Raw genomic sequence first — 19,307 nt, 5'->3', positions numbered from 1 at the left:
CCCAGGCGAACGGATGAGGGCTGATTGGTATCACATGATCGCGACCGATACCCAAGAGCCTTGCACTGCCTGAGCTGGCCTCATCGCCGGCAAGCCAGCTCCCACAGGGTTCTCCACAGGCCTTATCAGATGCAGGGTCCTGTAGAGATCTCTGTGGGAGCTGGCTTGCCGGCGATGAGGCCAGCGCAGGCGCCAGAAAATCAGGCCGGCTGCTGGGTTCTCAGCTTCTCGCTGCGCCCACGCAACCACTCCAGGGTCAGCAGCAGTACCACCGAGAAGGCAATCAGCAATGTCGCCGCCGCAGCAATGGTCGGGCTCAGGTTTTCGCGGATACCACTGAACATCTGCCTTGGCAGGGTCGCCTGCTCCGGCCCGGCCAGGAACAGTGTCACCACCACCTCGTCGAACGACGTCGCAAAGGCAAACAGCGCACCCGAGATCACCCCGGGCGCAATCAGCGGCAGGGTCACCCGACGGAAGGCCAGCAGCGGCGACGCACCCAGGCTGGCAGCCGCCCGCACCAGGTTGTAGTTGAAGCCCTGCAAGGTTGCCGACACGGTAATGATGACGAACGGTACACCCAGCACCGCATGCACCAGAATCAGCGAGGTGAAGCTGTTACCCATACCCAGCGGGGCGAAGAACAGGTAGCTGGCCACACCGATGATCACCACCGGCACCACCATCGGTGAAATCACCAGCGCCATCACCAGCGACTTGCCGGGGAAATCGCCACGGGTCAGGCCAATGGCCGCCAGAGTGCCGAACACCATGGCCAGCACCGTGGCCGCCGGGGCGACGATGATGCTGTTTTTCAGCGCCCGCATCCATTCGGCCGAGCCGAAGAAGTCCTGGTACCACTGCAGCGAAAAGCCCTGCAACGGGTACACCAGGAAGCTGCCACTGTTGAACGACAGCGGCACGATCACCAGCACCGGCAGGATCAGGAACAGCAAAACCAGGCCGCAAAGAATGCGCAGGCTGTAGAACCAGACCCGCTCCACGGGCGACATGTATGGGCTCAGCATGACAAGGCTCCTCAGCTCAGGCGCAGGCGGCTGGCGCCGACCAGCCAGCTATAGATCAGGTACAGCAGCACGGTAGCCAGCAGCAACAGCCCGCCCAATGCGGTGGCCATGCCCCAGTTGATGCTAGTGTTGGTGTAGAAGGCAACGAAGTAGCTGACCATCTGGTCGTTCGGGCTCCCCAGCAGCGCCGGGGTGATGTAGTAGCCGATGGCCAGGATGAACACCAGCAGGCAACCCGCGCCAACACCGGCGTAGGTCTGCGGGAAGTACACCCGCCAGAAGCTGGCGAACGGGTGGCAGCCCAGCGAGATCGCGGCACGCATATAGCTGGGCGAAATGCCCTTCATCACGCTGTACAGCGGCAGGATCATGAACGGAAGCAGGATGTGCACCATGGAGATGTACACACCGGTGCGGTTGAACACCAGCTCCAGCGGCTGGTCGATGATGCCCATGGCCATCAGTGCACTGTTGATCAGGCCACCCGATTGCAGCAGCACGATCCACGCCGCCACCCGCACCAGGATCGAGGTCCAGAACGGCAGCAGCACCAGAATCATCAGCAGGTTGCTCTGCCGGGTCGGCAGGTTGGCCAAGAGGTAGGCCAGCGGGTAAGCCAGCACCAGGCAGATGGCGGTAATCACCACACCCATCCACAAGGTGCGGGCAAAGATATCCAGGTAAATGGCCTGGTCCGGCGTGGCCTTGGCCAGCTCGCCCAGGTCGTCGATGCGGTGGTCCACCGAAGCCAGCAGGTAGAACGAGGTCACCGTACTGGTATTGCGGCGTATCGCCTGCCAGTAGGCCGGGTCGCCCCAACGCTCGTCGACGGCCTGCAGGGCGTCTTTATAAGAGGCAGGCTCTGCCTTGAATGGCAGCGCGCGGGCAGTCTTGGTCAACAAGCTGCGGTAGCCGGCCAGTTCCATGTTCAGGCGCTTGGAAAGGTCGCCAAGGGTCTGGTTCTTGCGCGACTCGGCCAGGTCCTGGCTCAGCGCCTTGTACACATCCTCGCCGGGCAGGCTCTTGCCATCCCACTGGGTAATGACGTCTACCGTGCGTGGCAGGCCGGCGACCACTTCCGGGTTGCCGACGCTCTTGTACAGCAGCGCCGCAATCGGCACCAGGAACACCAGCAGAAGAAACAGCGCCAGCGGCGCGATCAACGCCTGCGCCTTCCAGCGGTTGACCCGCTCGGCGTGCTTCAGGCGCTGCTTGAGACTTGGACCTGCGCCTTCGTTGAGGGGCACTGCAATGGCCATGGCGAACTCCGCGATACGAACTGAAAATGGGGCTGCCGTGCAGCCCATCGCCGGCAAGCCAGCTCCCACAGGTACTGCAACGGCTTCGAGACTTCTGATCCCTGTCCCTTACAGGCACTGCACCGGCTTTGAGACTTCTGATCCCTGTCCCTTACAAGCACTGCACTGGCTTTGAGACTTCTGATCCCTGTCCCTTACAGGCACTGCACCGGCTTTGAGACTTCTGATCCCTGTCCCTTACAAGCACTGCACTGGCTTTGAGACTTCTGATCCCTGTCCCTTACAAGCACTGCACTGGCTTTGAGACTTCTGATCCCTGTCCCTTACAGGCACTGCACTGGCTTGCGGGATTACGCGCTCCCTGTGGGAGCTGGCTTGCCGGCGATGGGCCGCATGGCGGCCCTGCTTTGCGGTTTGTTACTTCTTCGCCGCCCAGGCGTTGAAGCGTTGCTCCAGCTGCTCGCTGTTGTCGGCCCAGAAGGCCACGTCGATCTGCACCTGGTTGGCAATGTTCTCAGGCGTGGTCGGCATGTCCTTCTTGACCTCGTCCGACAGCAGGCTTACGGCCTTGGAGTTGGCCGGGCCGTAGGCGATGTTCTCGGAGTAGACCTTCTGCTGTTCGGGCTTGACGCTGTAGGCGATGAACTTCTTCGCCTCTTCGACGTTCTTGGCACCTTTAGGGATCGCCCAGGCGTCAAAGTCGTAGATGCCGCCGTTCCACACCACCTTGAGGTTGCTCTCTTTCTGCACAGCGGCAATACGGCCGTTGTAGGCAGAGCTCATGACCACGTCGCCTGAAGCCAGGAACTGCGGTGGCTGTGCACCCGCTTCCCACCACTGGATGCTGGGCTTGAGTTCATCAAGTTTCTTGAAGGCGCGGTCCTGGCCTTCCTTTGTGGCCAGCACCTTGTAGACGTCCTTGGGCGCAACGCCATCGGCCATCAGTGCAAATTCCATGGTGTACTTGGCGCCCTTGCGCAAGCCACGCTTGCCTGGGAACTGCTTGGTGTCCCAGAAATCGGCCCAGCTGGTAGGTGCGGTCTTGAGCTTGTCGGCGTTATAAGCCATGACCGTGGACCACACGAAGAAGCCCACGCCGCACGGCTGGATGGCACCAGGCACGTAATCGGCCTCGCTGCCGAACAGGGCTGGGTCGAGCTCTTCGAACATGCCCTCATCGCAACCACGCGCCAGCTCTGGCGACTCAACCTCTACCAGGTTCCACGACACGCTCTTGGTGTCGACCATCGCCTTGACCTTGGCCATTTCGCCGTTGTACTCGCCGGCGACGATCTTGCCATTCCCCGCCTTCTCCCATGGCTCGTAGAACGCTTTGACCTGGGCGGCCTTGTTGGCGCCCCCGAACGAGATCACGGTGAGGTCTGCGGCCATGGCCTGGCCAGCGGCGAACAGCCCCAGGGCCAGGGCGGTCAGTTTCAACTGCTTGCGCATTCTTATTCTCTCCACAGTACAGGGTTGGTGAAGCAATCCATCAATGGGCTTCGGCAATCGGATCGAGCGCGCGGGCGTGCTCCACCTCCCAGCCCAGCGGTACCACATCGCCCACGGCCAGGGCCGGGTCGAGCTCTGCAATCGGCTGTTTCACGAAGAAATCGGCCTTGCCGCAAACTTCCAGGCGCACCCGCACGTGGTCGCCCAGGTAAATGAATTCGGCCACCCGGCCAGAGAAGCGGTTGACGCAGCTCTCGCTGTGGCCATTCAGGCGCACACGCTCCGGGCGGATCGACAGGGTTACCGGCTCGCCGGCCTGGCCGACGTTCACCGCCAGCGCTTCGACCCGCTCGCCGCGCGGCAGCTGCACCTGGCAGCGCTTGCCATCGCTGGCCAGCAAGGTGCCGTTGATACGGTTGTTCTCGCCGATGAAGTTGGCGACGAAGGTATTGCAGGGTTCTTCGTACAGCGTGCGCGGGTCGGCGATCTGCTGGATCTCGCCCTGGTGGAACACCGCCACGCGGTCGGACATGGTCAGCGCTTCGCCCTGATCGTGGGTCACGTACACCACGGTCACGCCCAGGCGCTGGTGAATATGCTTGATCTCCATCTGCATGTGTTCACGCAGCTGCTTGTCCAGCGCGCCGAGCGGTTCGTCCATCAGCACCAGTTGCGGCTCGAACACCAGTGCACGGGCCAGGGCCACCCGCTGCTGCTGGCCACCGGAAAGCTGGCCGGGGTAGCGCTTGGCGAATGCATCGAGCTGGACCATGTTCAGCACGCGTTTGACCCGCTCGCTGACGTCGGTCTTGCTCAGGTTGCGCACGGTCAGCGGAAAGGCCAGATTCTCGGCCACAGTCATGTGCGGGAACAGCGCGTAGTTCTGGAACACCATGCCGATGTCGCGCTTGTGCGGCGGCACGTTGTTGATCGAGCGCCCGGCCAGCTGGATTTCACCGGCGGTAGGGGTTTCGAAGCCGGCCAGCATCATCAGGCTGGTGGTCTTGCCGGAGCCGGACGGGCCAAGCAGGGTAAGGAACTCGCCCTTGCGGATGTCCAGGTTGAGGTCTTTGACGATCAGCGACTCGCCGTCGTAGCTCTTCTGCACACCACGGAAGCTGACCAGCGTTTCGCTGGTTGCAGCGTTCGACTTCGCCTCGCTCATGCCTGCACCTTCTTGTTGGATGACTGCGTAGGCAAAAGAGTAGAAGAGGCGCAAGCGCACGAAAATCGGGGGCACTGAGAGAATGCCATCATCCGGATGGAAGATTTGCTGTAGGGATTGCCCTACAACAATGGCGGGATTTGAATGCCCTTGCGAGCCAACCACTAAACCTGTGGGAGCGGGCATGCCCGCGAAGAGGCCGGCTCAGCCATAGAGATCAGCAGGCCAGGCCCTTTCGCGGGCATGCCCGCTCCCACAGAGGCTTCGGCAAGTTTCGGGCACGGGGATGTCGCAATCAGACCAGCTTGTGTTCCATGGCGTACTTCACCAGCTCCGCCAGCGAGTTCACTTTCAGCTTTTGCATCAAACGCGCCTTGTGGGTGCTGATGGTCTTGCTCGACAGCGCCAGTTGCTGGGCGATGTCGTTGACGTTGGCCCCCTGGGCCAGGCGCTCGAACACCGAAAACTCCCGCTCCGACAGCAGTGTATGCAGTGGCCGGGACTCGGTCAGGCCCACTTCGAACACCATGCGGTCGGCCAGCGACGGGTCGATGTAACGCCCGCCACTTGCCACCCGACGTATCGCGGTCAGTAGCAGCGCCGGGTCACTGTCCTTGGTGGCATAGCCCGCCGCCCCAGCCTTCAGCGCCCGCGCCGCCATCTGTGCCTCGTCGTGCATCGACAGCATCAGGATTGCCGGCGCATCGTGCAGGGCACGGATCCGCGGGATCGCCTCCAGGCCGTTCACCCCCGGCATCGAGATATCCAGCAGCACCACTTCGCACGGCGTGTGGCGCAGGGTGTCGAGCAACTGCTCACCATTCCCGGCCTCCCCCACCACCCGCATGTCCTTGGCCAGGCCAATCAACTGCTTGATGCCTTCACGGACAATGGTGTGGTCTTCGGCCACCAGTACTCGAATCACGATTGCTCTCCTACTCCAACGGAATGGCCACACTCAGGCTGGTGCCTTCGCCCGGTTCACTGTCCAGCGCCATGCTGCCCCCCAGCATCAGCACCCGCTCGCGTACACCCACCAGGCCAAATGAAGTGGGCCGGGTCTGCTCGCGGCAAAAGCCTTGGCCATCATCGCTGACCGTCATGCGCAATTGCCCTTCCTCACGCACCAGCTCGATCTCCACGCTGTGCGCCTGGGCGTGGCGCATGACGTTGGTCAGTGCCTCCTGCAAGATACGAAACAGGCCGGTGGCCTTGGCATCGCTCAATGCTGGCAGATTATCCGGCACTTGTACCAGGCAAGGGATCTGCGTGCGGGCTTCAAAGCGCCGTGCCTGCCATTCGATGGCCGAGGCAATACCGGCATCGAGAATCGGCGGGCGCAAGGCAGTGGCGACATCACGCACCAACTGGAACAGCTGGGCAATCAGGCGCTTCATGCTTGCCAGGCGCTCATGCAGGCCGGGATCCAGGTCGGCAAACGCCAGCTCGCACATCGACACCTCCAGCTTGAGCACGGTCAGCATCTGCCCCAGCTCATCATGCACTTCCCGGGCGATGCGCGCCTTTTCTTCCTCGCGCACGCTTTCCAGGTGGGCCGACAGCTCGCGCAGCTGCTCCTGGGATTTCGCCAACGCCAACTCTGCCCGCTTGCCCTGGGTGATGTCCCATACCACACCGTCCCACACCACCTGGCCGTTGGCCAGGCGCCGGGTGCTGGCCTTGATGTCGGCCCAGCGTTGTTCACCGTGGCGGGTCAGGATGCGCCCCTGCCAGGACCAGTCCTGATCGCTGGCCAAGGCCAGGTCCTGGACCCGGTGGTAATCGGCGCGGTCTTCGGGGTGAACCAGGTTGCGCAGGCCCATCTGTGGGTGCTGGATCTCGACAGGCGCATAGCCCACCAACGCCTCGCTGCCCTCACTGATATAGGGGAATTCCAGTTCGCCTTCGGCCGGGTCACGCTCCAGGCGGAAAACCAGCCCGGGCACGTTGCCGGCAATGCCCTTGAGCCTCGCCTCGCTCTCGCGCAGTGCCGCCAGGGCGCGGTGGCGCTCGGTGACATCGGCGAGGTAGACCACCAGGTATTCGGAATCTCGAAAACGCAGAAAACTCAGTGATAGCTCGACCGGCAGCAGGCTGTTGTCGGCCCGCCGGCACTGTGCCTCGAACTGGCCAACACCGCCCTCCCCCGTGCGTGCGCCCTTCCACAAATCCAGCCAGCGGTCCATGTTCAGGCTGGGCTCGAAGGTGCTCAACGGCCGCTCCAGCAATTCGCCGTCGCCATAACCCAGCATGCGCTCGGCGGCATGGTTCGCGTAGCGTACGTGGCTGTCCCAGTTGACCCAGAGAATACCCACCGTGCTCTGGTCGATGGCGAATTGGCTCAGGCGCAGGGCTTCTTCACGCACTTGTCGCTCCACCAGGCTTTCCCGCGTGGTCAGCAGGCTTCGCTCCAGCTGGCGCTGCTGGCGGCGTTGCCACACCAGGGTGGCCAAGGCACACAACAGCAACATACCGAACAGCAAGGCCAGGTTCTGCCAGAAGCCAGGCGACTCGCTCAGCCGTGGGTATTTGGGTTGCAGCCAGCGTTGGTGCAGTTGCTCCAGCTCCTTGGCCGGCAGCGCCTGCAGGCCGCGTTCGAGCACATCGGCCAGCAGCGGCCAGTCGCGCCGCGAGCCGATGCGCAACAACTGCGGCAGGCCGATATCACCGACCACCGCCAGCTCACTGAACTCGCTTTCGCGTGACAAGCGGCTGAGCTGGGCTTCATCCAGCACCGCGAAACTGGCCTGGCCACCTACCACCAGTTGCAAGGCCTCACGTTCGTTGGGCACCCCCTGCAGGTTGAGGTTGCCGTAGTTGCCACGCAGGTAATCGGCCAGCTGGCTGGGCATGCGTACGGCCACTCGCTGCTCGGCTTCAAGCTTTTCCAGATCCACGGCCATGGCCCCGGTGCGTGGCCCCACCACCAGTTGCGGCACGCGCATGTACGGGTCGCTGAACAGCCACAGCCGCAGGCTGGCCGGCGTCTGGGTAAGGCCGGGGGCGAAGTCGATTTCGCCGCTCTGCAGGGCATGTTCCAGGCTGGCCTGGTCGCTGAAGTTGCGCCAGGTAAGGTCCAGGCGCAGCGCCTGCGCCAGGCTGTTCACCAGTTCTACGTTGGCCCCGTACAGTTGCTGCAGGCGCCGGTCGAACTGGGCGTAGGGCGCCTGCAGCACCAGGCCGACGCGCAAGCTGCGGTGCGCGTCCAGCCACTGCTGTTGCGCAGGCTCCAGCGTAACGGTGGGCACCACCTCGGGCCGGGCCAATGCAATCAAGGGCAGCCACAAGCAGCCGATAACCAACAGGCGACGCACTCGCTTCATCTACACGCTCGTCTTGGCAAAGGCGGCCATGCAGCATGGCCGTCACGGGCAAATACTATTAGGCTGCCGGTATCATTCTGGCCTTGGGTTGACTCATGTCCACACTTTATCGCACGACGCTGGCAATGTGCTGCCTGGCCTCGATCCTTCCACTCGGCGCCTTGGCTGCCGAAGCCGAAAAACCACCCACCACCACCGAAGCTCCGGCCGCCGAAGCCCCGCGCCCGCCCCTGCTGGAGCGCAGTCAGGAAGATGCCCAGGCGCTGGAACGGCTTGTGCCCAAGGCCGAGCAGCAGACCTTGCAGGCCGGTGCCGACAGCTTCCTGGCCCTTTGGAAACCCGCCAATGACAACGACCCGCAAGGGGCAGTCATCATAATTCCCGGTGCAGGCGAGACCGCGGACTGGCCAAATGCGGTCGGCCCACTGCGGCAGAAATTCCCTGATGTCGGCTGGCACAGCCTGAGCGTCAGCCTGCCCGACCTGCTCGCCGACAGCCCGCAGGCAAGGGTCGAGGCCGCACCGCCCGCCGAGCCTGAGAAAGACAAAGGCGAAAGCGCACCGGCCAAGGACGTACCGGCCGACGCCAACGCCAACGTGGCCCAGGCCACGGCGGCCGATGCCGACACCGCAGAAAGCACTGACGCTGAACAGACCAGCGAGCAGGCCGACCCGGCAGATGCCGAGCGTATCTTCGCCCGCCTGGATGCCGCCGTAGCGTACGCACAGCAACACAACGCCCGCAGCATCGTGCTGATCGGCCATGGTAGCGGTGCGTATTGGGCGGCACGCTACCTGAGCGAGAAGCAGCCACCACAGGTACAAAAACTGGTGATGGTCGCGGCGCAGACACCGGCGCGGGTTCAACATGACCTGCAAAGCCTGACGCCGACCTTGAAGGTGCCGACTGCCGATATCTACTACGTCACCCGTAGCAGCGACCGCAACGCGGCCGAGCAGCGCCTGCAGGCCAGCAAGCGGCAGAAGGACAGCCAGTACCGGCAGTTGTCGTTGATTGCCATGCCAGGGAACAAGGCGGCGGAACAAGAGCAGTTGTTCCGCCGGGTACGGGGGTGGATGAGCCCGCAGGGTTGAGTTCGGCTTGATTCTTGTGGTGGGGCATGAACCGAGCGCCGCCCGGTTACAGGCCCCGCCGCTTACGAATCATGGCATAGGCCTGATGCAACTCACGGGTGCGCTCGGTCGCCTCACGCACCTGCGCCTCGCTGGCACCGGTACCCGCCAGCTTGTCTGGGTGATGCCGGCTGACCAGCCGGCGATACGCCTGCTTGACTTTGTCGGTCTCGGTGTCCGCCTCAACCGCCAGCAAGCGCAACGCCGCGGCATAAGTCATGGCCACCCCTTCCGTTCCGGCTGCCTTGCGCGGCTCGTACTCCAGCGACATCGCCTGCACCTGCCGCCGGCTCAGGCCCAGCTTCTGCCCCCAGTCCAGCAGCAGCTCACGTTCCTTGTTGCCCATCTTGCCGTCGGCCCAGACCATGCGCCAACACGCACGCAGGGTGCCTTCCGCCGCATGCGGCTGGTGGCGAATGCGGCGCAAATGGCTGCCCAGCCGGTCCTTGCCTGCCTTGCCGCGGTTGAACGCGGCTATCGCGCGCAGCCGGGCCGCTTCGGCCAGGTCCAGGCGCAGCATTTCCTGGCGCGCCTGGCGGATATGCTGCTCGGCCACCCGCCCATCGCACTTGGCCAGGCGCCCGAGCATCACGAACAGCAACTCGTCGTCGCGCAAGGCCGAGCGCCCGCCCAGGCGTTCGCGCATGTCTTCCCAGCCCTGCAAGCGCAGGCGGCGGTCCAGGGCCTGCCCAAGCAACCCACCGAGCAAGGCCCCCGGAATGCTGGCAACAGCAAAACCGGCACCCACACCAATCAGCGTGCCTGGCCACCACATATCAGGCGCGCTCGCCAATCAAACGCTCAGCCTCGGCCAGGCGCTCAAGCGTACCAACATCCACCCAGTGCCCACGGTAGTGCTCGCCAGTGACCTTGCCATCCGCCATGGCCTGACGCAGCAGCGGTGCAAGCTTGAAGGCACCGGGCTGGCAACCGTCGAACAGGGCCGGGTGCAGCACCGAAAGCCCACTGAAGGTCAGCGTGCCGGGAGCGTCATCGCCATCGACGACTTGCTCGCCCACCAGGCGGAAGTCACCGCGCCCGTGATGGCCAGGGTTGTCGACCAGTACCAGGTGAGCAAGGCCTTGCAAGGGGGCCTGCAGGCCTATGAAATCGTAGTCGCTCCAGACATCGCCGTTAACCAGCAGGAACGGCGCGTCACCCAGCAACGACAGGGCCTTGAAGATGCCGCCACCGGTCTCCAGCGGTTCGCCCTCGGGTGAATAACGGATGCTCACCCCGAAGCGGCTGCCATCGCCCAGGTGGTCTTCGATCTGCTGGCCGAGCCAGGCATGGTTGATCACCACCTCGGTAACACCCGCCGCCGCCAGGGCGTGCAGGTGGTACTCGATCAGCGGCTGGCCGGCGACCGGGATCAGTGGCTTGGGGGTATGCAAGGTCAACGGGCGCATACGCTCGCCCTTGCCCGCTGCCAGGATCATTGCCTTCATGCACGCGCTCCGGCCTGCAACTCGGCAATCAGCTCACCCAGCTCCGCCAATTCGGGCCGGCGGCCGATCACTTCTTCTATATAGGCGAAGAAACGCGGCACGTCGCCCAGGTAGCGCGGTTTGCCGTCGCGGTGGCAAATGCGAGCGAAAATGCCGATGACCTTCAGGTGGCGCTGCACACCCATCAGGTCGCTGGCACGCTGGAATGCTTCGAAGTCGCCCTGCACCGGGATGCCGGCCGCCCTGGCCTGCTGCCAGTAGTTTCGCAGCCAGCCTTCGACCCGTGCCTGCGGCCAGCTGAGGAAGGCGTCCTTGAACAGGCAGGTGATGTCGTAGGTGACCGGGCCGTACACCGCGTCCTGGAAGTCCAGTACACCGGGGTTGGGGGTACTCTGCATCAGGTTGCGCGGCATGTAGTCGCGGTGCACCAGCACCTTGGGCTGGGCCAGGGCGCTGTCGATCAGCAGCTGGCTGACGCGCTGCCAGGTGGCTTTCTGCGCTTCGCTCAGGGCCAGGCCAAGCTCACGCCCCACGTACCACTCGGGAAACAGCTCTACTTCACGGCGCAACAGGGCATCGTCGTAGCTGGGCAGCGGCGCATCCATTGGCAGGCGCTGGAAGGCCAGCAAGGCCTCGATGGCGTCGGCGAACAGGCCATCGGCGTTGTCGGCATCAATTACATCAAGGTATGTCTGGTGGCCCAGATCCCCCAGCAACAGGAAGCCGCGCTCCAGGTCCTGGGCATGGATCAGCGGCACATGCACACCAGCGCTGGCCAGCAAGTGGTCAATGGCGACGAACGGTCGGCAGTTTTCCTGCGGGGGGGGCGCATCCATGATCACGAAGCTGTGCCCAGCGCCCTGCCAGCGGAAGTAGCGGCGGAAGCTGGCGTCGCTGCTGGCCGCGGTCAGGCTGCCTGCGGGCACTTCGCCCCAGGCGTTGTTCAGGAAAAGATCATTGAGCTGCTCATCGAGCCAGACCGTCAGTTGTTGCAGGCGTACATCGTGTTCAGGCATTACAAGGGTCTCCGACGGCCCTAGCCGTCAAGCGGGTCATGCTTTATTATCCAGCATCTTTTTCAGACCATCGAGAGGCGTGCGGCCCCACACGCGGGCAGATGGCACGCAGGAAGCCCGGACTAATAAGATGGCATTGAAATCCCCCGCGTTTCGTAGAAAGTTTCCGTTGCTGGTAACCGGCGGTCTGCTGGCCCTGCAACCTCTGGCCACCTCATACGTAGTGGCAGCCGAACAGTTCGACTGCCAAGTGTCCGCCTCCGGTGGTTGGGACTGCAAGCCCAAAGCGCCAGTCAACAACCTGCCGCCGCGCCCGGTGCACGAAGGTGCGGCCGTCAGCTCCGGCACAGAAGCCGCGAGCGAAGCCGAAACCGCGGACCGGCCGATGCTGGTCACCGAGGCCAAGGGCCGTGCCCTGAAGTCGCGCAGCGAAGACTACAGCCACCTCGACTGGGTGCCGCGTGACAAGCTGACTGCAGCGCAGCTGGCCGAAACCGGCCCGTACTGCGGTGGCGCCTATATCGAGCCAACGCGCCCGGGCATGGCCGATACCACGCCGAAGGACGAGTCGCCGACCTACATCAACGCCAAGGTGTCCAAGTACCAGCAGGAGCAGCAGATCGCTACCCTCGCCGGTGACGTGGTGATGCGCCAGGGCAGCATGCAGGCCGAGGCCGATGAGGCCAACCTCTACCAGACCGAAAACCGTGGCGAGCTCAAGGGCAACGTCCGGATCCGTGACAACGGTTCGCTGGTGGTCGGTGACGAGGCACAGATTCAGCTCGACACGGGCGAAGCCCAGGTCGACAACGCCGAATACGTGATGCACAAGTCGCACATCCGCGGCAGTGCCCTGTATGCCAAGCGCGGTGAAAACGCCATCATCCGCCTCAAGGACGGTACGTACACCACCTGCGAACCAGGCAGCAACGCCTGGCAGCTGAAGGGCAACAACATCACCCTGAACCCGGCCACCGGTTTCGGTACTGCGACCAACGTTACGCTGCGGGTCAAGGATTTCCCGGTGTTCTACACACCGTACATCTACTTCCCGATCGACGACCGTCGCCAGTCCGGCTTCCTGCCGCCATCGTTCAGCACCAGCAGCGACACCGGCTTCATGCTGGTCACGCCGTACTACTTCAACCTGGCGCCCAACTACGACGCCACGTTGTACCCGCGTTACATGACCAAACGCGGCCTGCTGATGGAAGGCGAGTTCCGCTACCTGACGCCTTCCAGCGAAGGCCAGCTCGGTGGCGCGTACCTGAACGACAAGAACGACGACCGCAAAGACCAGACTGACTACAAAGAACAGCGCTGGATGGTCAACTGGCAGCACAAGGGTGGCCTGGACGAGCGCCTGATGACCGAGGTGAACTACACCGACATCAGCGACCCGTTCTACTTCCAGGACCTGGAGTCCGACCAGATCGGTGTTGAAAGCAAGGACTTCCTCGATCAGCAGGGCGCGTTGACCTGGCGTGGCGACAGCTACACCGCGCGGTTGAACGTGCATGCCTACGAGGCGGCGACCATTTCGCAGATCACGCCTTATGATCGCCTACCGCAAATTACCTTCAATGGTGTGCTGCCTTATCAGCCAGGCGGGTTGAACTTTGCCTACGAAACCGAGGCTGCGCGCTTCGAACGTGACTTGAAGAACGACACCGTATTCGACAAGGATGGCAACCTGGACCTCACGGCAGGCCCCGATGGGCGCCGGCTCGACCAGAACATTCAGGGTATTGAGCGCGCCAACGGAACACGTCTGAACGTCGCGCCATCAATCAGCTACCCGATGACAGCCAGCTACGGTTTCATCACACCCAAGCTGAAGTATGCCTATACCCAGTACGACCTCGACCTGGACAGCAAAGGCAAAGCTGATGCAATCGCCTTGCAGAACGAGAACCCAAGCGCTTACGGCAGCTATGACAGCTCCGTGAATCGCGATGTACCGATCTTTAGCGTGGACAGCGGACTGTACTTCGACCGCAACACGTCGCTGTTCGGTACCAATTACAAGCAGACCCTCGAGCCGCGCATGTTCTACCTCTATGTCCCGTACAAGGACCAGAAGGACATCCCGCTGTTCGATACCAGCGAAACACTGTTCAGCTACGACTCGCTGTTCCGCGACAACCGTTTCAGCGGTACAGACCGTATTGGCGACGAGAACAAGCTGTCGCTGGGCGTAACCACCCGCTGGATCGAAGACAACGGTTTCGAGCGCCAAAACTTCAGCATCGGCCAGGCCTATTACTTCAAGGACCGCAAGGTCCAACTGCCAGGAATTGACTACCGCACCCGTCAATCCTCACAGTCTGATACGTCGCCGTACGCGCTGGTGTACAACTATTACTTCAACCGCGACTGGCGCTTCAACTCGGACTTCAACTGGGACCAGGACAGCCACAGCACCCGCTCGGGCAGCGCGATGTTCCACTACCAGCCTGAAGAAAACCCGAACAAGGTAGTCAACCTCGGGTATCGCTATCGCAACGATACCATCGTCTATGACTCCACCACGGGTAGGTGGAAGGAAGGCGGTAGCTACGGCAACCCGGGCGACCCGAACTACATCAAGGACTACTACAAGATCCAGCAGCATGACTTCTCTGTCATCTGGCCGATCGTTCCGCAGTGGAGCGTCATCGCTCGCTGGCAGCATGACTACAACCGCAACCGCACCCTGGAAGCCATGGGTGGTTTCGAGTACGACAACTGCTGCTGGAAGCTGCGTCTGATCAACCGCTACTGGATCGATTACGACGACTTCAGCCAGGCGCTTCCGCAGAACGAAAAAGGCGACCACGGCATCTTCCTTCAGATCGTTCTGAAAGGCCTCGGTGGCGTAGTGGGCAACAAGGTCGAATCTTTCCTCGACCAAGGCATTCAAGGTTACCGTGAACGTGAAGACCAAGCTTATTGATCGTCTGCGCCCAGTGTTGCTGGGCGCCGCTTTGCTGAGTGGCGCGGTGCATGCCGCGGTACAACCTCTTGATCGCGTAGTGGCCATCGTCGACAACGACGTGGTCATGCAAAGCCAGCTGGACCAGCGCGTCCATGAGGTACAGCAAACTATCGCCAAGCGCGGCGGCGGCGTGCCGCCGACCAGCGCCCTTGAACAGCAGGTACTGGAGCGCCTGATCGTCGAAAACCTGCAACTGCAGATCGGCGAGCGCTCCGGCATCCGCATTACCGACGAAGAGCTGAACCAGGCCATCAGCACCATTGCCCAGCGCAATGGCATGTCGCTTGACCAGTTCCGCGCCGCCCTGGCCCGTGACGGCCTGTCGTTCGATGACGCTCGCGAGCAGGTCAAGCGCGAGATGATCATCAGCCGCGTGCGCCAGCGCCGCGTGGCCGAACGCATCCAGGTATCGGAGCAGGAAGTGAAGAACTTCCTCAACTCCGACCTGGGCAAGATGCAGATGTCGGAAGAGTACCGCCTGGCCAACATCCTCATTCCTACCCCGGAAGCCGCCAGCTCGGATGATATCCAGAAGGCCGCGCGCAAGGTGGGTGACGTGTACCAGCAACTGCGTCAGGGCGCCGACTTCGGCCAGATGGCGATTGCCAACTCGGCCAGCGAAAACGCCCTAGAAGGCGGCGAGATGGGCTGGCGTAAAGCCGGCCAACTGCCACCAGACTTCGCCAAGATGCTCAGCAGCATGCCGGTCGGTGAAATCACCCAGCCTATTCGCATCCCCAACGGCTTCATCATCCTCAAGCTCGAGGAGAAGCGCGGTGGCAGCGAGAACGTGCTGCGTGACGAAGTGCATGTACGGCACATCCTGATCAAGCCAAGCGAAATCCGCAGCGAAGCGGCCACCGAGCAACTGGCCGAGCGCCTGTACGATCGCATCAAGAACGGCGAAGACTTCGGCGAGCTGGCGAAGAGCTTCTCGGAAGACCCGGGTTCGGCGCTCAACGGCGGCGACCTCAACTGGGTAGACCCGAACAGCCTGGTACCGGAGTTCCGCGAACAGATGGCCAACGCCCAGCAAGGCGAAGTGACCAAGCCGTTCAAGACCCAGTACGGCTGGCACGTTCTGGAAGTGCTGGGCCGCCGCGCCACCGACAGCACCGAACAGGCACGTGAGCAACAGGCCCAGAGCGTCCTGCGCAACCGCAAGTACGACGAAGAGCTGCAAACCTGGCTGCGCCAGATTCGCGACGAAGCCTACGTTGAAATCAAGCTGCCTGGCGCTGACCAGGCCGCCCAGTGAAGCCCCAGCGCTTCGCCGTCACCCCTGGCGAGCCTGCCGGCATAGGTCCCGACCTGTGCCTGCTGCTCGCCGCAGACGCCCAGCCCCACCCCCTGATCGCCATCACCAGCCGTGACCTGCTCGCCGAGCGGGCCACGCAGCTGGGGCTGGCCGTCAGCCTGCTGCCAGTCGTCCCGGGCCAATGGCCCGACCGGCCGGCACCCGCGGGCAGCCTGTACGTGTGGGATACCCCTCTTGCAGCCCCGGTAGTGCCAGGCCAGCTCGACAAAGCCAACGCGGCGTTCGTGCTGGAAACCCTGACCCGCGCCGGGCAAGGCTGCCTCGATGGGCATTTTGCCGGGATGATCACCGCCCCCGTGCACAAGGGCGTGATCAACGAAAGCGGTATCGCCTTCTCCGGGCATACCGAGTTCCTCGCCGAGCTGACCCACACCGCGCAGGTAGTAATGATGCTGGCCACCCACGGCCTTCGTGTGGCCCTGGTGACCACGCACCTGCCGCTGCGTGATATTGCCGACGCCATCACTGCCGAGCGCGTCGAACGTGTAACCCGTATCCTGCATGCCGACATGCGCGACAAGTTCGGCATTGCCAACCCGCGCATACTGGTGTGTGGCCTCAACCCGCACGCGGGCGAGGGCGGCCACCTGGGCCGCGAAGAAATCGACATCATCGAGCCGACCTTGGCCCGCCTGCGCACCGAAGGCATGGACCTGCGCGGGCCGCTGCCGGCCGATACCCTGTTTACCCCCAAATATCTGGAGCACTGCGACGCAGTGCTGGCGATGTACCACGACCAAGGCCTGCCTGTACTCAAATACAAAGGCTTCGGCGCTGCAGTCAACGTGACCCTGGGCCTGCCGATCATCCGCACGTCGGTCGACCACGGCACCGCCCTGGACCTCGCCGGCACCGGCAACGTCGACACCGGCAGCCTGCGCGTCGCGCTGGAAACCGCCTACCAGATGGCCGAGAACCGACCATGAACGAGCAATACCAACACCGGGCGCGCAAGCGCTTCGGCCAGAACTTCCTGCACGACGCCGGCATCATCGACCGCATCCTGCGTGCCATCAACGCCAAGGCCGGCGAACACCTGCTGGAAATCGGCCCGGGCCAGGGCGCCCTGACCGAGGGCCTGCTGGGCAGCGGCGCACAACTGGACGTGGTGGAGCTGGACAAGGACCTGGTGCCGATCCTGCAGCACAAGTTCGGTAACCGCAGCAACTTCCGGCTGCACCAGGGCGACGCCCTGAAGTTCGACTTCAACCAGCTGGGCGTGCCACCGCGCAGCCTCAAGGTGGTGGGCAACCTGCCCTACAACATCTCCACCCCGCTGATCTTCCACCTGCTCAGCCATGCCGGCCTGATCCGCGACATGCACTTCATGCTGCAAAAGGAAGTGGTCGAGCGCATGGCCGCCGGCCCTGGTGGTGGTGACTGGGGGCGCTTGTCGATCATGGTGCAGTACCACTGCCGCGTCGAACACCTGTTCAACGTGGGCCCTGGCGCCTTCAACCCGCCGCCGAAAGTGGACTCGGCCATCGTCCGCTTGGTACCGCACGAAGTGCTGCCGTTCCCGGCCAAGGACCACCTGCTGCTGGAGCGCGTCGTTCGCGAAGCCTTCAACCAGCGTCGCAAGACACTGCGCAACACCCTGAAAGGCCTTCTCGACAGCGCGGCCATCGAGGCAGCCGGCGTGGATGGCAGCCTGCGCCCCGAACAGCTGGACCTGGCCGCCTTTGTGCGCCTGGCTGACCAGCTGGCTGATCAGCAACAAGCCTGATCCAGCCTGTACTGGCCTCTTCGCGGGTAAACCCGCTCTCACAGGTACGCCACAGCCTTCGAATACTGTGCAATCCCTGTGGGAGCGGGTTCACCCGCGAAGAGGCCGGCGCTGACAACAAAGACCACAAGCCCCACACCGCTGGCCCTCCCCCCTCCCAATGACCTAGACTGCATTATTGCGTCAGCTCGCCCAAGGCCATTGCATGTCCGATCCTCGCTATCTGATCGACGTCAGCGTCGTGACCCGCTACCTGAAAGAACAATCCGACCCGGAAAACAGTCGTTACGCTTTCGCCTACACCATCACCGTGCACAACAGCGGCTCGCTCAAGGCCAAGCTGCTGTCACGCCACTGGCTGATCACCAATGGTGACGGCGAGGTCGAGGAAGTGCGCGGCTCCGGCGTGGTCGGCCAACAACCCAACATCGATCCGGGCCAGAGCCACACCTATAGCAGCGGTGCGGTAATCACCACCCGTGTGGGTACCATGCAGGGCAGTTACCAGATGTTCGCCGAAGACGGTAAGCGCTTCGACGCCGAGATCGCCCCCTTCCGCCTCGCGGTGCCCGGGGCACTGCACTGATGGCAACCTACGCCGTCGGTGACGTGCAGGGCTGCCTGCAGCCCCTCAAGTGCCTGCTCGAACGTGTCAGCTTCAACCCGGCCGTCGACCGCCTGTGGCTGGTCGGTGACCTGGTAAACCGCGGCCCCGAATCACTGGAAACCCTGCGCTTCCTGTATTCGATCCGCCAGTCGCTGGTCTGCGTGCTGGGCAACCATGACCTGCACCTGCTGGCCGCCTGGCACAACGTCGAGCGCCTGAAAAAAAGCGACACGCTGCGCGAGATCATCGAAGCACCGGACGCCGACCTGCTGTTCCACTGGCTGCGCCAGCAAAAACTGCTGCATTACGACGAGGCACGCGGTATTGCCATGGCGCACGCGGGAATCCCGCCACAGTGGACGCTCGGCCAGGCCCTTGGTCTTGCGGCTGAGGTGGAAGAGGTACTGCGCGACGATGGCCGCCTGAAGCTGTACCTCGACGGCATGTACGGCAACGAGCCGAACAAGTGGAGCAAGCGCCTCACCGGCATCGAACGCCTGCGGGCCATTACCAACTACTTCACACGCATGCGCTTCTGCACCGCTGAGGGCAAGCTCGACCTCAAGAGCAAGGAAGGCCTGGGCACCGCGCCCAAGGGTTACAAGCCCTGGTTTGCACACAAGGACCGCCGCTCGCGGCATGTGAAGATCATCTTCGGCCATTGGGCCGCCCTCGAAGGCCGCGTCGACGAGCCGGGCGTCATCGCCCTGGACACCGGTTGCGTGTGGGGCGGCGCCATGACCCTGTACAACGTCGACAGCGGCGAATACCACCGCTGCGATTGCGCCGACGACGGCACCCTGCGCCAGCCGGCACAACCCACTACACTCAACGACCACACCTGAAGGAAGTAGT

At 63.1% G+C, this 19,307-nt stretch carries 16 protein-coding genes; 7 read left to right on the top strand and 9 right to left on the bottom strand.

Features of this window, described 5'->3' with window-relative positions:
* Positions 1-200 precede the first annotated feature (200 nt).
* From ACN6NG_RS02040 to ACN6NG_RS02015, 6 genes are all read right to left on the bottom strand, one after another.
* On the bottom strand, positions 201-1,028 hold the full coding sequence (locus tag ACN6NG_RS02040) for an ABC transporter permease (protein WP_016497719.1): 828 nt from the start codon (positions 1,026-1,028) through the stop codon (positions 201-203).
* An 11-nt stretch (positions 1,029-1,039) separates the two neighbouring features.
* Positions 1,040-2,287, bottom strand: coding sequence for an ABC transporter permease (locus ACN6NG_RS02035; RefSeq protein ID WP_174370962.1), 1,248 nt, complete (start codon positions 2,285-2,287; stop codon positions 1,040-1,042).
* A 417-nt stretch (positions 2,288-2,704) separates the two neighbouring features.
* A complete protein-coding gene (locus tag ACN6NG_RS02030) occupies positions 2,705-3,739 on the bottom strand; it encodes an ABC transporter substrate-binding protein (RefSeq protein WP_063424415.1) in 1,035 nt (344 codons plus the stop codon).
* 40 nt (positions 3,740-3,779) lie between these two features.
* Complete coding sequence (locus ACN6NG_RS02025) at positions 3,780-4,904, bottom strand: ABC transporter ATP-binding protein (RefSeq protein WP_016484622.1); 1,125 nt, start codon at positions 4,902-4,904, stop codon at positions 3,780-3,782.
* Between the two features lie 295 nt (positions 4,905-5,199).
* Positions 5,200-5,832, bottom strand: a complete 633-nt coding sequence (locus ACN6NG_RS02020) for a response regulator transcription factor (RefSeq protein WP_353456176.1) — start codon at positions 5,830-5,832, stop codon at positions 5,200-5,202.
* Positions 5,833-5,839: 7 nt separating this feature from the next.
* Positions 5,840-8,227 carry a PAS domain-containing sensor histidine kinase gene (locus tag ACN6NG_RS02015; RefSeq protein WP_063424414.1) on the bottom strand — a complete coding sequence of 796 codons (2,388 nt, stop codon included), beginning with the start codon at positions 8,225-8,227 and terminating at the stop codon, positions 5,840-5,842.
* Between the two features lie 95 nt (positions 8,228-8,322).
* On the opposite strand from ACN6NG_RS02015, the gene ACN6NG_RS02010 reads away from it, so the two are divergent.
* Positions 8,323-9,321, top strand: coding sequence for an alpha/beta hydrolase family protein (locus ACN6NG_RS02010; protein ID WP_353456137.1), 999 nt, complete (start codon positions 8,323-8,325; stop codon positions 9,319-9,321).
* A gap of 46 nt (positions 9,322-9,367) precedes the next feature.
* Here the strand turns inward: ACN6NG_RS02010 and ACN6NG_RS02005 are convergent, their stop codons facing one another.
* The 3 genes from ACN6NG_RS02005 to ACN6NG_RS01995 are packed head-to-tail and all read right to left on the bottom strand — an operon-like array spanning position 9,368 to position 11,824.
* Complete coding sequence (locus tag ACN6NG_RS02005; protein ID WP_059394941.1) at positions 9,368-10,135, bottom strand: TerB family tellurite resistance protein; 768 nt, start codon at positions 10,133-10,135, stop codon at positions 9,368-9,370.
* Position 10,136: 1 nt separating this feature from the next.
* A complete protein-coding gene (murU, locus tag ACN6NG_RS02000; protein ID WP_353456138.1) occupies positions 10,137-10,808 on the bottom strand; it encodes an N-acetylmuramate alpha-1-phosphate uridylyltransferase MurU in 672 nt (223 codons plus the stop codon).
* Positions 10,805-11,824 (bottom strand): aminoglycoside phosphotransferase family protein, encoded by a 1,020-nt coding sequence (locus ACN6NG_RS01995; protein ID WP_063424411.1) that lies wholly within the window; start codon positions 11,822-11,824, stop codon positions 10,805-10,807. The genes murU and ACN6NG_RS01995 overlap by 4 nt, the downstream gene beginning before the upstream one ends.
* 130 nt (positions 11,825-11,954) lie before the next feature.
* Between ACN6NG_RS01995 and ACN6NG_RS01990 the strand changes: the two genes are divergently transcribed.
* From ACN6NG_RS01990 to ACN6NG_RS01965, 6 genes are all read left to right on the top strand, one after another.
* Positions 11,955-14,759: an LPS-assembly protein LptD gene (locus tag ACN6NG_RS01990; RefSeq protein ID WP_063424410.1), complete on the top strand. Its 2,805-nt coding sequence runs from the start codon at positions 11,955-11,957 to the stop codon at positions 14,757-14,759.
* The gene (gene surA / locus ACN6NG_RS01985) at positions 14,740-16,059 is read left to right on the top strand and encodes a peptidylprolyl isomerase SurA (RefSeq protein ID WP_059394945.1); all 1,320 of its coding nucleotides are present in this window, start codon (positions 14,740-14,742) and stop codon (positions 16,057-16,059) included. The genes ACN6NG_RS01990 and surA overlap by 20 nt, the downstream gene beginning before the upstream one ends.
* Positions 16,056-17,045 (top strand): 4-hydroxythreonine-4-phosphate dehydrogenase PdxA, encoded by a 990-nt coding sequence (pdxA, locus tag ACN6NG_RS01980; protein ID WP_258654858.1) that lies wholly within the window; start codon positions 16,056-16,058, stop codon positions 17,043-17,045. The genes surA and pdxA overlap by 4 nt, the downstream gene beginning before the upstream one ends.
* Complete coding sequence (gene rsmA / locus ACN6NG_RS01975) at positions 17,042-17,845, top strand: 16S rRNA (adenine(1518)-N(6)/adenine(1519)-N(6))-dimethyltransferase RsmA (RefSeq protein WP_016497706.1); 804 nt, start codon at positions 17,042-17,044, stop codon at positions 17,843-17,845. The genes pdxA and rsmA overlap by 4 nt, the downstream gene beginning before the upstream one ends.
* Before the next feature lie 205 nt (positions 17,846-18,050).
* Positions 18,051-18,431, top strand: a complete 381-nt coding sequence (gene apaG, locus ACN6NG_RS01970) for a Co2+/Mg2+ efflux protein ApaG (RefSeq protein WP_049273767.1) — start codon at positions 18,051-18,053, stop codon at positions 18,429-18,431.
* A complete protein-coding gene (locus ACN6NG_RS01965; RefSeq protein WP_063424407.1) occupies positions 18,431-19,297 on the top strand; it encodes a symmetrical bis(5'-nucleosyl)-tetraphosphatase in 867 nt (288 codons plus the stop codon). The genes apaG and ACN6NG_RS01965 overlap by 1 nt, the downstream gene beginning before the upstream one ends.
* The last annotated feature ends 10 nt before the right edge of the window (positions 19,298-19,307 follow it).

The sequence above is a fragment of the Pseudomonas sp. TSO6 genome, assembly GCF_056098905.1.
Note: the sequence above shows the minus strand (reverse complement) of the source record. Positions and strands in the feature narration are given on the sequence as shown.

Coding starts and splice junctions, on each gene's coding strand:
- ACN6NG_RS02040 (WP_016497719.1), bottom strand. CDS start 1,028: ATGCTGAGCCCATACATGTCGCCCGTGGAGCGGGTCTGGTTCTACAGC.
- ACN6NG_RS02035 (WP_174370962.1), bottom strand. CDS start 2,287: ATGGCCATTGCAGTGCCCCTCAACGAAGGCGCAGGTCCAAGTCTCAAG.
- ACN6NG_RS02030 (WP_063424415.1), bottom strand. CDS start 3,739: ATGCGCAAGCAGTTGAAACTGACCGCCCTGGCCCTGGGGCTGTTCGCC.
- ACN6NG_RS02025 (WP_016484622.1), bottom strand. CDS start 4,904: ATGAGCGAGGCGAAGTCGAACGCTGCAACCAGCGAAACGCTGGTCAGC.
- ACN6NG_RS02015 (WP_063424414.1), bottom strand. CDS start 8,227: ATGAAGCGAGTGCGTCGCCTGTTGGTTATCGGCTGCTTGTGGCTGCCC.
- ACN6NG_RS02010 (WP_353456137.1), top strand. CDS start 8,323: ATGTCCACACTTTATCGCACGACGCTGGCAATGTGCTGCCTGGCCTCG.
- ACN6NG_RS02005 (WP_059394941.1), bottom strand. CDS start 10,135: ATGTGGTGGCCAGGCACGCTGATTGGTGTGGGTGCCGGTTTTGCTGTT.
- murU (WP_353456138.1), bottom strand. CDS start 10,808: ATGAAGGCAATGATCCTGGCAGCGGGCAAGGGCGAGCGTATGCGCCCG.
- ACN6NG_RS01995 (WP_063424411.1), bottom strand. CDS start 11,824: ATGCCTGAACACGATGTACGCCTGCAACAACTGACGGTCTGGCTCGAT.
- ACN6NG_RS01990 (WP_063424410.1), top strand. CDS start 11,955: ATGGCATTGAAATCCCCCGCGTTTCGTAGAAAGTTTCCGTTGCTGGTA.
- rsmA (WP_016497706.1), top strand. CDS start 17,042: ATGAACGAGCAATACCAACACCGGGCGCGCAAGCGCTTCGGCCAGAAC.
- apaG (WP_049273767.1), top strand. CDS start 18,051: ATGTCCGATCCTCGCTATCTGATCGACGTCAGCGTCGTGACCCGCTAC.
- ACN6NG_RS01965 (WP_063424407.1), top strand. CDS start 18,431: ATGGCAACCTACGCCGTCGGTGACGTGCAGGGCTGCCTGCAGCCCCTC.